Origin of the sequence: Rhizobium sp. FKL33, assembly GCF_005222915.1 — a bacterium.
Classification (GTDB): Bacteria; Pseudomonadota; Alphaproteobacteria; order Rhizobiales; family Rhizobiaceae; genus Rhizobium_E.
In genome coordinates, this window is the sequence record NZ_STFX01000028.1 from 88658 (window position 1) to 102322 (window position 13665).

At 62.7% G+C, this 13665-nt stretch carries 11 protein-coding genes; 2 read left to right on the plus strand and 9 right to left on the minus strand.

The features are described from left to right. The first annotated feature begins 15 nt into the window (after window positions 1–15). On the plus strand, window positions 16–1131 hold the full coding sequence (locus E8Q41_RS17460; RefSeq protein WP_137156835.1) for a hypothetical protein: 1116 nt from the start codon (window positions 16–18) through the stop codon (window positions 1129–1131). Window positions 1132–1136: 5 nt separating this feature from the next. Here the strand turns inward: E8Q41_RS17460 and E8Q41_RS17465 are convergent, their stop codons facing one another. The 6 genes from E8Q41_RS17465 to hisS all read right to left on the minus strand — a co-directional run bounded on the left by E8Q41_RS17465 (window position 1137) and on the right by hisS (window position 7322). Next, window positions 1137–2339, minus strand: a complete 1203-nt coding sequence (locus tag E8Q41_RS17465) for a glycosyltransferase (RefSeq protein WP_137156836.1) — start codon at window positions 2337–2339, stop codon at window positions 1137–1139. Then, the gene (locus E8Q41_RS17470) at window positions 2336–3415 is read right to left on the minus strand and encodes a radical SAM protein (protein ID WP_137156837.1); all 1080 of its coding nucleotides are present in this window, start codon (window positions 3413–3415) and stop codon (window positions 2336–2338) included. The genes E8Q41_RS17465 and E8Q41_RS17470 overlap by 4 nt, the downstream gene beginning before the upstream one ends. 122 nt (window positions 3416–3537) lie before the next feature. After that, on the minus strand, window positions 3538–4230 hold the full coding sequence (gene hisG, locus E8Q41_RS17475; RefSeq protein ID WP_137156838.1) for an ATP phosphoribosyltransferase: 693 nt from the start codon (window positions 4228–4230) through the stop codon (window positions 3538–3540). Beyond that, entirely contained in the window at window positions 4227–5351 is a 1125-nt protein-coding gene (locus E8Q41_RS17480) for an ATP phosphoribosyltransferase regulatory subunit (RefSeq protein ID WP_137156839.1), read from the minus strand. Before E8Q41_RS17480 ends, hisG begins: the two co-directional genes overlap by 4 nt. A 10-nt stretch (window positions 5352–5361) precedes the next feature. Further along, window positions 5362–5730 carry a VOC family protein gene (locus E8Q41_RS17485; RefSeq protein ID WP_137156840.1) on the minus strand — a complete coding sequence of 123 codons (369 nt, stop codon included), beginning with the start codon at window positions 5728–5730 and terminating at the stop codon, window positions 5362–5364. A 5-nt stretch (window positions 5731–5735) separates the two neighbouring features. After that, window positions 5736–7322: a histidine--tRNA ligase gene (hisS, locus tag E8Q41_RS17490; protein ID WP_137156841.1), complete on the minus strand. Its 1587-nt coding sequence runs from the start codon at window positions 7320–7322 to the stop codon at window positions 5736–5738. A 1183-nt stretch (window positions 7323–8505) separates the two neighbouring features. On the opposite strand from hisS, the gene E8Q41_RS17495 reads away from it, so the two are divergent. After that, complete coding sequence (locus E8Q41_RS17495; RefSeq protein ID WP_137156842.1) at window positions 8506–9279, plus strand: hypothetical protein; 774 nt, start codon at window positions 8506–8508, stop codon at window positions 9277–9279. Here E8Q41_RS17495 and E8Q41_RS17500 read toward each other — a convergent pair. The 3 genes from E8Q41_RS17500 to E8Q41_RS17510 are packed head-to-tail and all read right to left on the minus strand — an operon-like array spanning window position 9266 to window position 13550. Beyond that, on the minus strand, window positions 9266–10114 hold the full coding sequence (locus tag E8Q41_RS17500) for an MOSC N-terminal beta barrel domain-containing protein (protein ID WP_137156843.1): 849 nt from the start codon (window positions 10112–10114) through the stop codon (window positions 9266–9268). The two genes, E8Q41_RS17495 and E8Q41_RS17500, sit on opposite strands and share 14 nt — an antisense overlap. Continuing rightward, a complete protein-coding gene (locus E8Q41_RS17505) occupies window positions 10111–10764 on the minus strand; it encodes an HD domain-containing protein (protein WP_137156844.1) in 654 nt (217 codons plus the stop codon). Before E8Q41_RS17505 ends, E8Q41_RS17500 begins: the two co-directional genes overlap by 4 nt. After that, window positions 10764–13550: a DUF2339 domain-containing protein gene (locus tag E8Q41_RS17510; RefSeq protein WP_137156845.1), complete on the minus strand. Its 2787-nt coding sequence runs from the start codon at window positions 13548–13550 to the stop codon at window positions 10764–10766. Before E8Q41_RS17510 ends, E8Q41_RS17505 begins: the two co-directional genes overlap by 1 nt. Window positions 13551–13665: the final 115 nt, after the last annotated feature.

Genomic DNA, 13665 nt, shown 5'->3' on the forward strand with positions numbered 1-13665 from the left:
TTTCTGGAGCAGGTTTTGGCCACACTTTCCCTGATCATTCCGGTGGAAACGCGCGACGAATGTCCGGCCGAACTGCTGACTTCGCTCGCCGAGAACAAGGGAGCCGATCTCGAAATCCTGCTCGCCGCGCCTGATCGGGAGACGGCGGCGGCGCTTGATCTTGAGGCGCTGGCCGCGCAGGATTCGCGGGCGCGCCTGTTCATTCCCGCGGCTCGACCGACCTCTTCGCTGGCGCTTTGGAGCGCCGCCGTCGAAGCCTCCACCGGCGCCTGGATTTCGCTGGTCAAGCCGCGCGACGGCTTCGAGCCCGAGGCCGGGCGGATTGCCGATGCGGTGAAGGCCAAGATCGGCAAGGTCGACGCACTGGCCTGGAACGCCATACCCATCAGCGCCGACGCCGACCCCGCGCGGGACGAATCGGTCGGTCTCCCCACCGGCTTCGACCCGTTCCCCTACGAGAAAACCAATCTCCTCAAGGCGTTCTTTCTCTGGGAGGGCAGCCTTGCGACGCCAAAGGCGCCCTTCGGCCTCTATCACGGCATTCTGTCGCGGGAGCTCGCGCTCAACATCGCCGGCACTATTCGCACAGCCGGACGCGATCATGACCTGCCGCAATGGGAATGGGCGGCGCGGGTGATGTTGATCGGCGAGAACTTCGTCTTCTGCCCGCGCCCTCTGTCGATCGTCGACCAGCGTCCTTATGCGACGCCGGCGCGATTTGTCCGGCGCGCCGACTTCCCGTTTCATGCCGGCCTCGGCGTCACCGGCGGCATCATTGAAATCCAGGCTGCGCTGTTCACCGAAATGGGGGCCGCCTGGAGCGGCGCGCCCGAACATGTGATCCGCGCGATCCTGATCGACTGCATCGGCGAGACCGACCCCGCCCGTTTCGACGCCAAATGCGCCGGCTATCGGCAGGCTCTGGCGCTTTGGGAGGGCGGACGGCACGCCCATCTCTTCCAGCCGAAATTCACCGGCCCTCGCCCGCTCGAACGCCGCCGCGGCCTGCATGGCACGACTCTGATGGTCGACCGCCACATCGGCGGTGCACGCAACGCCATCGAATTTTACCGGGTGATCCGCAACTTCCTGGCGCCGATCGGCCTGATGTGCGGCGGCGTGGCCGTCTGAGGCGTTCAGCCGTCCAGCTCTGTCCAGCAGGAATGATCGGGGAAAGCAGCACGAAAATGGGCGAGCGTGCCCTTGGCGGCGCGTTCGGCCGTCGGCTTGCCCGACGTCTCCGCGCGACCTTGCGTGCTGCGCAGCCAATCCAACGGCGTCGCGCCGATGATGGCGGCAAAATCCGGTTTCCGCTTGTCCTCTCGCAGCACCTCGGACCAGAGACGGAGGAAGGCGTCCGCCGATCTTTCCGCCGAAAAGCTCTTTGCCCGCTCGGCCGCCACGCGACCGAGAGCCGCGCATCGGGCGGGATCGTCCAGCAAGCCATCCAACAAGGCCGCGCAATCCGCAACAGAGCCCGCGACGAGGCCGTCACCGCCATGGGTGACGATCGCCTGCTCCGCAGGATTGGCGAGCACCACAGGAACGAGGCCCAACGACATCGCCTCGATCAGCGCATTCTCCGCCGTGCCATAGTGATCGGGCTGCAGTAGATAGAAAAAGATGCGGGAGGCCGAAAGAGCCGCTCTGGGATCGTCTGTCTGACCCATGAACATCACCCGCTCCGGGCGGCGCATGGCGCGGGCGCGGGCCGCCACGTCGCCTTCGGGATCAACCGCGCCCCAGATGGCGACGATGGCGTCATACCGCATACCGTCGATCGCGTCGAACAAACCGGGATGCATCTTCACGAAGTCCACGGTGCCGAGATAGCAGATGGGAGCGCCGTCAGGCGGCGCTGTTTCACCCCTGTTTTCGAAACCGAAGCCGCTGCCGATACTGGACAGGCGCGCCTTCACGCTTTCTGGCAGTGCACGACCAAGGGCAAGAGACGCCGGCGTCGTGAAGACGAAGCGATGAACAGTCTCAAAAAGACGTGAATCGATCACCGGCCGGAACAGACCGGAGACATGCGACCAGAAAACCGATCGCATCGGCGGCAGGAGATCGGACGCCAGGCATTCGTAGAGACGCGGATGGTTCCAGAATTCGACCTGGACGATGTCGGCTTGGGCGGCCTGCGCCGCGATATCGTTCAAGCCGCGGGCCATGCGCACTTCCACGCCGTGATCGGCGATTTCATCCGCATAGCGGCGATCGCGCGCCTCTTCGAGCAGGAGATAGGTGCGTCGGATCGAAGGCGGCATGGCGGCGCTCAAGGCGGCATGCGCCTTGCCGACGCCGCCGCCCAGATGGGCCGTCACATGCAGGATGTTCATTCAGCGGCGACGGGCGTCGGCATTTTAAGGCCGCCCGGAGCGGGTACCGCCGGATTGATCTTGACCTTGGCGCGGAAGCGTTCGAGCAGCATTTCGCGATGATCATCGATATTATCGGGCAGGCAGTGGGTGAGCTGGCCGCAAGAGCCGCAGACCTTGTTCTCGCAGCGGCGGCCTTCGAGATGCTGAAGGCGGAGCGCGTTCATCTTGTCCGACATCCAGATCTTCGACAACGGCTCGGTGCGGACATCGCCGATCACCAGCTTTCGGCCCCAATCGAGGAAGCAGGACGATACGAGGCCATCGGCGTTCACGCTCATGGCGTAGAAGATATAGGGGCAGGTGTCGGTAGGACGCAGTTCCTGCTGGTAGATGCCGACATCGCCGATCTTGATGCCGGAGCGCTCTTCGACATTGAACTCGGGCCAACAGGGCGCGAAATTCTCGATGAAGATACGGTCGCAATAATCGCCGAAGGTGTCGAAGAATTCCTGGCGCTGCGCCTCGGTGATGAGCTCGCCGGGGATCTTGATCGACACTTCCATGTCGCCCTTGTTGTCATAGAGCCATTTCACGCCCTCGACGAATTTCGGGAAATCGAAATTGAAGCCGGTGAACTTCTGATAGGTCTCATTGGTCATGCCGTCGACGGAGATGTTGATCTTGTCGAGGCCGGCCTCGATGACGGGCGCGAGCCGTTCGGGCGTCAAGAAAGTGCCGTTGGTGGTGGTGTCGATGTAGTCAACATAGGCCGACTGCTTGGCGTAGCGGATCATGTCCGCGAGGCGCTTGTTCAGGAAGGGCTCGCCATCCTTGTACATGCGCAGCACCTTGATCGGTTTGCCGAAAGCGGCGAGGTCGTCGATCACCTTGGTGAAGACCTCATATTTCATCGCGCCTTGATATCGTCCGGTCTCGGCGATCAGTTCGCGATGGCCGGTGGGGCAGAAGGTGCATTTGAAATTGCAGGAACTCGCGGGATCGACGAATACAATGAAGGGCGTCTCGAGCGGGATCACCGTTTCGAGGGGCGTGCGCCCTTCCAGATTAATTCTCGGCTTCAACTGCGCTTTCATCAGGCCATCACTCCGGTGAGCGATCCGGTTCAAGGCCGAATCGACCAAATGCACTGTAATCGTGCCCCATAATGGTTAACCTATCTCACAACAGGGTGGCGCGAGGCTGACCGAGAATTATCCTAAAGCGCCGCCCTGACGGCAGCCACGATCTCGCCGATCCGCCTGTCGCCCTCATGCTCCGGCTTGCGCGCCCGCACAAGGCAGGCTTGGGAGCGGAGGATGACGCCGTCCGAGAGGATCTTGAGGTGATTGGCTTTGAGGGTCGACCCGGTCGAGGTGATGTCGACGATGATATCCGCCTGGCCGACCGCCGGCGCGCCTTCGGTGGCGCCGAGGCTTTCCACGATCCGGTAGAGCTGGATGCCATGGGTGCGCGAGAAGAACTGCTGCGTCAGTCGCCAATATTTGGTGGCGATGGCAAGGCGGCGGCCATGGCGGGCGCGGAAATCGGCGGCGACATCGGCCAGATCGGCCATGGAATCGACATCCAGCCAGATCTCAGGCGCGGCGACGACGACATCGGCATGGCCGAAGCCGAGCCGAACGCAGAATTCGGCGCGCCTGTCGACATCGGCGACGTCTTCGCGCATCAGGTCTTCGCCGGTGACGCCGAAATCGACGGTTCCGGCGCCGACTTCGCGGGCGATTTCAGACGCCGAGAGGAAGGCGATCTCGACATCGTCGACGCCTTCGACGCGGCCGCGATAGGAGCGGTCATTGCCGACCTGCACGATCTTCATGCCGGCGCGCTCAAAGATCGCCAACGCGTCGTCCTTCATCCGGCCCTTGGAGGGCAGCGCGATGGTGATCATCTCGTCTCTCCCTTCACCGCCTCGATGCGGTCGAGCCAGAGGGCGAAGCCCACAGCGGGAATGTGATCGGCGGCGCCGAGCAGCGTCAACATGCGATCATAGCGACCGCCGCCGGCCAATACCCGGTGGTCGCCGCGCTCGGTGATCTCAAAGACGAGCCCGGTGTAATAATCGAGCGGACGGCCGAAGGCGGCGCGCCAGGTGATGTCGGCCAAGGACACGCCGGCTTGGGCGAAAGCCGCCACGCGCGCGTCGAAACCTGAGATCGCCTTTTCCAGCGGCAAACCGGCAGCGCGGGCGAAATCGGCCAACACGCCCGGCGCATAGCGCAGGCTGACATTCAACGACAGAAATTCCTTGAGCGCGTCGAGCTTGGCGGTGTCCAGCGAGGCGCCGGCCAGCGTCCGCTTTTCCTTAAGGCGGCGGAGGATATCTGCAGGCGAGCGGCTGGCGTTGGTGAGATAGCCGGTGCGCTCCATCTCCGCTTCGATATGGGCGGCGAGCCCTTCATCGTCGCCAGCCTCCAGCATCGCCTCGACCTTGGGGTCGAGCCCGGCGATCGGCTCGGGCCGCGCGAGACGCGCAATCATGGCTTCGAGCAGATCGGTCTGGCCAAAGGCGCGCACGAGCCGCTTCTGCCAGCCCGTTGGCAGGCCGAGCGCTGCGACGACGGCTTCGAACACCGCTTGATCGCCGATGGTGACGGCGAAGACCTTGCCCTTGAGGGTGCGCGTCAGGCAGGCGATCGCGTCGGCCACGGTGCGAGCGTCGGCGCGGGCGAAATCCTGATCGCCGAGATCCTCGATGCCCGCCTGATAGAATTCACTGCCGCCTTCGCGACGCTGGCGGAAGACTTCGCCGAGATAGGCGTAACGCTTGGGCGTGCCGGTGGCAGTCTCGATATGGCGAAGACAGACAGGAATGGTGAATTCCGGCCGGAGGCACAGGCTTTCGCCGGTTTCGCTTTCGGTGAGAAAAATGCGCCGACGCAGATCCTCGCCGGCCATGTCCAGAAAGGGCGCGGCGGGCTGGATGATCGGCGTGTCGACGCGCTCCGTACCAAGTTCGGTGAAGAGCGCGAAGAGATCGGCGGCGAAAGCGGGGCTGTTGATCAGGGGCATCTCAGTTCCCTCAATCTTTCGTTCGTTGCATAATCTCGATCCGGTTTCCAAATGGATCCGACACGAAGAATCTCTGATAGCCCTGCAAGGGGGCATCGCGGCTGATCAAATAGCCGGAGGCGGTCAGGCGCGTTTCCATCATCGCGGCGCTCTCCACCAGAAATGCCGGATGCGCCTTTAGAGCGGGCTTAAAACTCTCCTCAACGCCCAGATGTAGCTTCACATCGCCTGCAACGAACCAGCAACCGCCGCGGTCAAACAGTGCATCCGGTTTCTTGATCTCAGAAAATCCGAGGATCGCACTATAAAAAGCGCGCGCATCATCTTCCCGCCCCCTTGGCATCGCGATTTGAATGTGATCCAGGCCAATAACGGTCATGTCGACTATTCGCCCGAACGCCGACGATCTTCAGCCTGAGCGGCCAGCATCTCGCGAACCTTCTCAACCAGTTCACTCTCGGGCACGGCGACCTGCGCCACGCGGGCTTCGCGCCAGGCGACATTGTCGGTGATCTCGCCCGACAGACGCTTGCCCTCGATCAGATCCTTGATCTGCACCTCGCCAGCCTCGCGTTCGCTCGAGCCCTGGATGATGGCGAGCGGGGCTGAGCGGCGGTCGGCATATTTCAGCTGATCGCCGAAATTCTTCTTGTTGCCCTGATACATTTCGGCGCGGATGCCGGCATGGCGCAGATCCTGGACGAATTTCTGGTAGCGGCCGAGGCTTTCGACGTCGCGATCCATGACGCAAACGACCACGGGGGCGACCACCTCATCGGCCCCGAGCTTGCCGAGATTCTTGAGCGCCGTCATCAGGCGGGAGACGCCAATGGAAAAGCCTGTCGCCGGCACGGGCTGGCCCATGAAGCGGGACACAAGACCATCATAGCGCCCGCCGCCGCCGACCGAGCCGAAGACCACCTTTTCGCCTTTTTCATTGGTGACGTCGAAGGTGAGTTCGGCCTCATAGACGGGGCCGGTGTAATATTCGAGGCCGCGGACGACGGAAGGGTCAATCTTGATGCGGTCACGTCCATATCCGCAAGCTTCGACGACTTCAGCTATTGCCCGCAGCTCGTTCAGTCCGTCGACTCCAATTGAGCTTCCAATCACGGCCACATTAGCGGCGGTTACTACCCGCTCGTTCGTGACTGTGCGCTCCGATGCGAAGTTGGAAGGATCCCCAGCAAAGGCCGTGATACTCATTCCTGCAAATCGCTCTACCTGCAAGAGAGTTTCGACCCTACCGATTTGATCTTCATCCAGACCAGCGCCCTTGGTAAAGTCTCCACTTTCATCCTTCCGACCCGCCCCGAGCAATAACTTTACGCCTTCCGGCCCAAACTTATCGAGCTTGTCGATCGCGCGCAGCACGGTCAGCCTACGTCCAGCATTCTCCTCACCGCCAAGACCGATGGCTTCCATCACGCCATCCAGCACCTTGCGATTGTTCACGCGGATCACATAGTCGCCGCGCTTGATGCCCAGCGCTTCCAGCGTATCGGCCATCATCATGCACATTTCGGCGTCGGCCTGCACGCCGGCCGCGCCCACCGTGTCGGCGTCGAACTGCATGAACTGGCGGAAGCGGCCGGGGCCGGGCTTTTCGTTGCGGAACACATAGCCGGCGCGATAGGTGCGATAAGGCAGCTGAATTTCCTGGAAATTCTCCGCGACATGCCGGGCGAGCGGCGCGGTCAGGTCATAGCGCAGGCTCATCCACTGTTCGTCGTCGTCCTGCAGCGAGAACACCCCTTCATTGGGACGGTCGCTGTCCGGCAGGAACTTGCCCAGCGCATCGGTATATTCGAACAGCGGCGTCTCGATGGGATCGAAACCATAGCGCTCATAGACCTCGCGGATCTTCGCCGTCATCTCGTTGACGGCCCTGATATCGGCCGCCTCGCGATCGACGAAGCCGCGCGGCAGGCGGGCCTTGAGCTTCTGCGGTTTCTTGGGCTTGTCATTCATGGCGGGCTGATCCGGACGTCGGTTTTCTCAAGGCCCTCGCTCTAACGGATCATCCGGGGAGCGGCAAGGGGCAGATGCGCCGCACTGAGCGGCCATCGTTGCGGAATGGCGGGAATTCGACTATATCTGGAGTGGAAGGCGAGCTTTCGCCCGCCTTCCGTTTCGTTATCTATAAAGTTGGACGCGGATCACGAGGGACCAGCTCGTCCGCGTCCTCTTTATTTCGAACGTTATGCGCACTGGCAGATGCCACATGACACATATCTCCTGTTCGCAGGCGAGGCTCTCGCCACAGCCGGGGAGCCCATCTCCCACGGTCGCGTCGGCTGACTCGGCGCTGCTGCTTCCGCTGCGGACCCGGGATGTTCTCATTTTACTTTGATCGCATCAACGACATTCGCGCCATGAGTGCAACGCATCCATGCAAGCGATCCACAATAGTTGCCGTTTCGGTGGGACGGTGATAATCTGACGGAGTGGAAGGCGAGCTCTCGCCCGCCTTCCTTTTGCTCAAAATATGAATTGGACGCGGACAATGAGCTGCCAACTCGTCCGCGTCCTTTTCACTTCAAGCGTGATGCGCACTGGCAATTGCCACATGGCATGCACCTCCTGTTCACAGGCGAGGCTCTCGCCACAGCCGGGGAGCCCATCCCCCACGGTCGCGCCGGCTGGCTCGGCGCTGCTGCTTTCGCTGAGAACGATGAAGCTTCTCATCAAGGCTCGGACTCATCAATCCCATTCTCGCAATGCGTGTATTTTTTCACACTAAGACGGGATGCGTTGGTTGCTGATGGATGTCGGATGATGATAATCTCGGGAGTGGAAGGCGAGCTTACGCCCGCCTTCCTGGATCAGTAGTCGAATTGGATGCGGACAATGAGCTGCCAACTCGTCCGCATCCTCTTCACTTCCAACGTGATGCGCACTGGCAAACGCCACATGGCAACACCCTCCGTTCATGAAGCGAGGCTCTCGCCACAGCCGGGGAGCCCATCTCCCACGGTTGCGCCGGCTGGCTCGGCGCTGCTGCTTCCGCCATGAACGAGACATCATTTCATGTCTATAGGCGAGCCTCAATATATTTCCCGTTATAAGGGAGTGATTGTCCCGGATTGCGTCGGCGGCAAAATTGCGGCTATCAACGGCCAGCCCGTGTCGGGGCAAGGGGTGACCGTGGACCATGATTCTGGAAGCGCTGAATTTTGCTGCGACCTATCCGCTGACGCCGAGGCGGCGGAGACACGAAATATCCTCCTCCGTCAGCCTCTGGGCACGGTCGCGACGGGCGGCGCGGCATTGGCGGACGCATGAGGAGGCCTGCCACCAGGAGGTCTCAGCAATCGTTGCGACGCTGCCCAATACCCGCCGCGCGGTCGCGGTGCTTGGCTCTGGGCTTTTGCGCGATGTGCCGATCCAGCTTTTGTCGGAACAGTTCGACCGGGTCTATCTCTACGATCTGCAGCATCTGGCGAGCGTGCGGATCTGGGCGCGGCTGTCAGGTCTCGCCAATCTCGAATTCCAAACCCGAGATCTTTCGGGCATGGAACAACTGGCAGAGAAGCCGGGGGCTCAGCCTCGCCCCCTCGCCTTTCTCAAAGAGATCCCCGATCTCGATCTGGCAGTCTCCGCAAATCTGCTGAGCCAGATAGGGGTTGGCATCGGCCGGATGGTCGCAGCGGATCCGACGCTTCCGCGCCAAGCAGCCGAGCGCCTGATCGCAGCGCATGTGGAGGGGCTGCAGAGCTTGAAAACGTCCAGCCTATTGCTCACCGACCGATCCTATGAGGTGATCGACAAGGCGGGGAATGTGCTCGAACGCGATGATCTCATGAAAGGCGTAGAGCTTCCGCCGGCGCGCGCTGAATGGTCCTGGACAGTTGCGCCCTATGGCGAATTGTCGCCGGATTACCAGGCAGTGCACCAGGTCGTCTCGATCCCGATCAACGCGTCCTGAGCGGCCAGCCGTCGGGAGGCTCCGCGACCACCGTCACCGTATCGCCCACGGATACGCGGCCCTCGGCGCGTGGCACGGCGTTCCAGCCGAACAGAACGCCCGCCACACGGCGATCGCCCGACATGCGAATGCGGCGCATGGCCGGCATCGGATCCGGGCCGCCACGTTCGCCGGTCATCTGGTCCTGGGTGGTCATGATGCAGCGGGTGCAGGGTTTGACGAGATCGTAGCGGATGCCGGAGATCTCGATCGCCTGCCAATAATCATCGGCGAAGGGCCTGTCGTCCTCGATGACAATATTGGGACGGAAGCGATCCATGCCGAAGGCGCCGCCGCCCAGACGTTCCGCCTCTTCGGCCAGCGCCTTCAGCGAGCCAGTCGTGGCGACGAGAATGGGATAGCCATCCGCAAACCCCGTCTCGACGCCCTCGCCCGCCCAGGCGGGATTGCAGGCGCGGTGGCTAAGCGCATCGGCATGCACCAGCCTGACGTCGCGACCCAGCCAGCGGCTGAGTTCAGCGTCAACCTCAGGCGAGGAGAGACTGGCGCTGAGCGGATCATCCCAGACTCGCACGTCGAGACGCCGCTCGGGATCGAAGGTCGCATGAATCGGAGTGGCTTCCCCTTGTTTCGTCAGGGTCAGAACACCGTTCTCCACGCGCGCAGTCACCTGCGCCAGCGCCTGCACCTCGCGTTGCGTCACAAGCGCGCCTTCGGGATCGCACACCATGTAGCGCCGATCGCCGGCGAGGCCCCAACCGGTCACTTCGGCCACGCCGAGATCGATCGCACGAGCGCTTTTCAGCGGATAAACATGCAGGGACACGACCTTCATGCGTTGATCTCCTCTAAAAACAGATCGCGGAACAGATGCAGTCGGCGATGGCGTTCGGCCGCCATCCGTCGACCCGTCTCGGTCTTGAAACCATCCGCAAGGGTGAAAAGCTTGGCGGGGAAATGATCGAGCGCGAAAGTCTTGTCATCCAGCGCCCGATGCTCGGCGCGGGGATCAGCGGACTCGTACAATTGCGAACCCATGCGACCGCCGATGTAGAAAAGTCTGGCGACGCCCACCATGCCGATGGCGTCGAGCCGGTCTGCATCCTGCAATATTTTCGCCTCAAGCGTCTCCGGCTCAATCGCCGCAGAAAAACTGTGCGCGGCGATGGCATGGGCGCAAGCGGCGATCCGCGCCTTGTCCCAGCCGAGTTCAGCGAGAATGCCGCTCGCCTTCTCCGCCGCGAGCCGAGAGGCCTGCGACCGGAGCGGAGAGTTCTTCTCGACGGACACGCAGTCATGCAGGAGCACGGCGGCCGCAAGCAGTTCGCCATCGCCGCCCTCCTCCGCATGAATGCGCATGGCGTTGGCGAAGACGCGGCCGATATGGGCGATGTCATGGGCGCCGTCGTCGCTCGCCACCGCATGCGGCAGAAGCGTGACGGCGAGCGCCTCGTGAGGCGCGAAGCGGGATGCGGTGTCTGTCATCAGGCGGTTCTATCCGTTTCGCCTCGATCTGCAACCGTTTCTGTTGCGGTAGGAGAAACACCGCCCGCAGGCTCTCCCGGAGTTTGCGGTCCGCCGAGAATGGTCTGATAGAAGCGGCCAATGCCGATCAGCACCACGCCGAGGCCGACGAAGGACAGGACGCGGAAAAGACCTTCGAGATTGGCCATGTCGATCAGAAAGACTTTCAGCACCACCACCAGCATCAGGCCTGCCGAAGCGAGCCGTATGCTTTTCGCCCTGAAACGATAACCGATCGCCAGAAGCGCGGCGGCGAGCGCCAGCCAGACGGCGGAATAGGTGTAAAGCTCGGGTTGCAGGAAGCCTTTCCAGTCGGAGATATCGGCGCCGTGATAGAGCCGCCGCACCGACAGCGTCACATAGCCGAACAAAAGCGCGGACCCGGTCAACGCAAGCGCCATGACATAATGCAGGGGCCGCCGCGCCCGGGCGTAATGCGCCGCCGCGCCATAAGCGAGCCCCGGCAGGAGATAGGCGAGAAAGAGCAGGTTGAAGAACGGGATAGTGCCGGTGGGCTCGCCGGTGAAATAGGGGTTGAGCCCGATGAAATGCGCCGAGAGAACCGAGAGCATCGACACATAGCCTACGGCCATGGAGCCCGTGCGGAAGACGATGCTAGGCTGGCGCAGATCGAGCGCCATCAAGGTTGCAGACGCGCCGATGGTCAGGAGCGTGTAGATCGCCTGCTCCGATAGCGTGGGCACACCGCTGTCGAGCACGCCGCCATTCATGGCGTGACGCACGAGAACGCCGAGCGTCAGCAGCGTGAACAGGCTCGCCAGCGCTTCGAGCACGCTGCGCAGGCGAATGTCCTCGCTCCTGCGCATCATCCAGGCCGAGAGAATGAGCAGCAGCGCCGGGCCGCCGTAACCGATCAGCAGCGCGTTGAACACCGGCGTCTTGCCGAGCAGGCTCGCCCCGACGATGGTCGGCTGCCAGGCGATGCGGCTGGCGACGAAGATAGCCGAGGCCGCCATGGCCCAGGGCAGGATCGGCCAGGGCTTGAGGCGATAACCCAGCAAATAGGCAAAGCCGATGATGGCCGCGCCCAGCGTCGTCGCCGCGCCCTCGGTCAACATCACCAAAGCGAAGAGCAGGGACGCCCAGGACGCCGCCGCCCAGATATCGCGATTGATATGATAGCGGCCGGCTCCGATCGATCCCGAAAGACGCCAGGCGACCGCGAAATAGAGAATGGCCAGGAAAAGCCCATAAGCGCCATGCGACGGGTCAAAGGCGTAGTTGCCCAGGAAGAAGAAACTCAAACCCGCGAGCGCCAGCGGCGTGACTGCTGAAAGCCCGCTCCACACCACCGATCTCGGCAGGAGGCGCTCGCCCAGCCGCCAGTTTACCGCGCCGCCGAGCAGGACGAAGACCAGCCCGAGGCCAAAGGCGAGGCCAATCACGAGATTGGGCTCGAAGGGCGCGTAATAGCTTTCTCCCGCCGCGTCGATGGTCGTGGAGACGGCATTCTCCGCCATCGCGCGAATGCCGCCGAAGGCCGAAAGCGCGGCGAGAATGGCGGCATAGGCGCCGTATCGCCGCCCGGCGCCCAACAGTGCAAGGGCGATCACCAGGGCTGCGAAGACCCATTCGGCTCCGGCGATCCTGATGCCAGCTGACAAAACCGCCATGACATTGGCGAGGACGCCGAGAGAGGCGATCAGCACGGCCGCACCATGGCTGGGGAACAGATAAAGCTCCCACGGAGAGCGCGCCGACTTGACGGCAGGGGACGGAGGCGCCTTCGGTCCGGGCCAGACGAAGGCCATGCCGGCGATCATCACCAGCATGGCGAAAGCCGACGCAAAGACCGTTTCAGCCGGGAAGAACGCCGCATGCCCCAGGGACCAGAGAGACAGGCCGGCATTGGCGAGCGCCGGCGAAACCCGCCAGTTCCGCATGCGCGAGGCGAGAGCGCTGGCGAGCCAGACGATCGACAGGAAGCCGAACAGAAACCCTGGGCTCGGCGCGTCGCTGTCGACCATGAGCGGCGTCGCAAAGGAGGCCAGAAGACCAAGCCCCGCAAGGCCTTGTCCGTGAATGAGCGCAAGCGCGAGCGTGGCGAGCGACACCAGAGCCAGCAGGAAGAAGGCGAAGCCGGGTCCAACATAACCGTAAACGGCATGGGCGACGAAGACGGCGCCAAGCAGGGTCAGCGATCCCGCCGCCGTCAGCACGCCGGGGATGAGAGCGTTCTGGAAGGCGCTTTGGACGAGCGGCGTCGTTCTGCGCCGCACCCATTCGCCGGCCGCGACCAATGCCAGACCAAACAGCGCCGCGAGCGTCAGCCGCACGGCGGGGCTCAAGAGCCCCTGCTCGATCGAATATTTGACGGCGAAGACGCCAGCGAAGGCCAAAGCGATGCCGCCGACCCAAACCGACCAGCGGCCGGCCAGTCGGCTTTCCAGGCTCTCGCGGGCGGCGGCGGGAAGAGCGGGCTCGATCGGCTCAGGCGCGTCTTCCCGAGACTCGAGGCTTTCGGATGGCTGCGCCTGCGCAGACGCTGCATCTAGAGGATCGGCTTCTGCAACGTCGTCGACCGCTATGGAAGGTGGATCAGACGCCGTCGTCATTTCAGGAGCATCGGCTGCATCCTGCGCGGCTGAAGGCGTCGCCTGCTGAAGCCGCCCGATATCGTCCCGCAACGCTGCGATTTCCCGTTCGAATCTGCGGTTGAGATCCTTGATCCTGAACATCGCAAGAACTGCGATGAGCAAAGCGGCCAGAGCCATCAATTCCAACATGCCTGTTCCACCCCGAAGCTGGCAAAGCGTCCATGCCTGTTCTAACGGTTGAAGACGCCGCTTTATGCGTTCCGATGTCACAGCGCCGTCATCGATCCGAGGATAATGCTGGCGC

Excerpts from the sequence above, each read along its gene's own strand:
- E8Q41_RS17465 (WP_137156836.1), bottom strand. The coding sequence starts at position 2,339 with ATGAACATCCTGCATGTGACGGCCCATCTGGGCGGCGGCGTCGGCAAG.
- E8Q41_RS17470 (WP_137156837.1), bottom strand. The coding sequence starts at position 3,415 with ATGAAAGCGCAGTTGAAGCCGAGAATTAATCTGGAAGGGCGCACGCCC.
- hisG (WP_137156838.1), bottom strand. The coding sequence starts at position 4,230 with ATGATCACCATCGCGCTGCCCTCCAAGGGCCGGATGAAGGACGACGCG.
- E8Q41_RS17480 (WP_137156839.1), bottom strand. The coding sequence starts at position 5,351 with ATGCCCCTGATCAACAGCCCCGCTTTCGCCGCCGATCTCTTCGCGCTC.
- E8Q41_RS17485 (WP_137156840.1), bottom strand. The coding sequence starts at position 5,730 with ATGACCGTTATTGGCCTGGATCACATTCAAATCGCGATGCCAAGGGGG.
- hisS (WP_137156841.1), bottom strand. The coding sequence starts at position 7,322 with ATGAATGACAAGCCCAAGAAACCGCAGAAGCTCAAGGCCCGCCTGCCG.
- E8Q41_RS17495 (WP_137156842.1), top strand. The coding sequence starts at position 8,506 with ATGATTCTGGAAGCGCTGAATTTTGCTGCGACCTATCCGCTGACGCCG.
- E8Q41_RS17500 (WP_137156843.1), bottom strand. The coding sequence starts at position 10,114 with ATGAAGGTCGTGTCCCTGCATGTTTATCCGCTGAAAAGCGCTCGTGCG.
- E8Q41_RS17505 (WP_137156844.1), bottom strand. The coding sequence starts at position 10,764 with ATGACAGACACCGCATCCCGCTTCGCGCCTCACGAGGCGCTCGCCGTC.
- E8Q41_RS17510 (WP_137156845.1), bottom strand. The coding sequence starts at position 13,550 with ATGTTGGAATTGATGGCTCTGGCCGCTTTGCTCATCGCAGTTCTTGCG.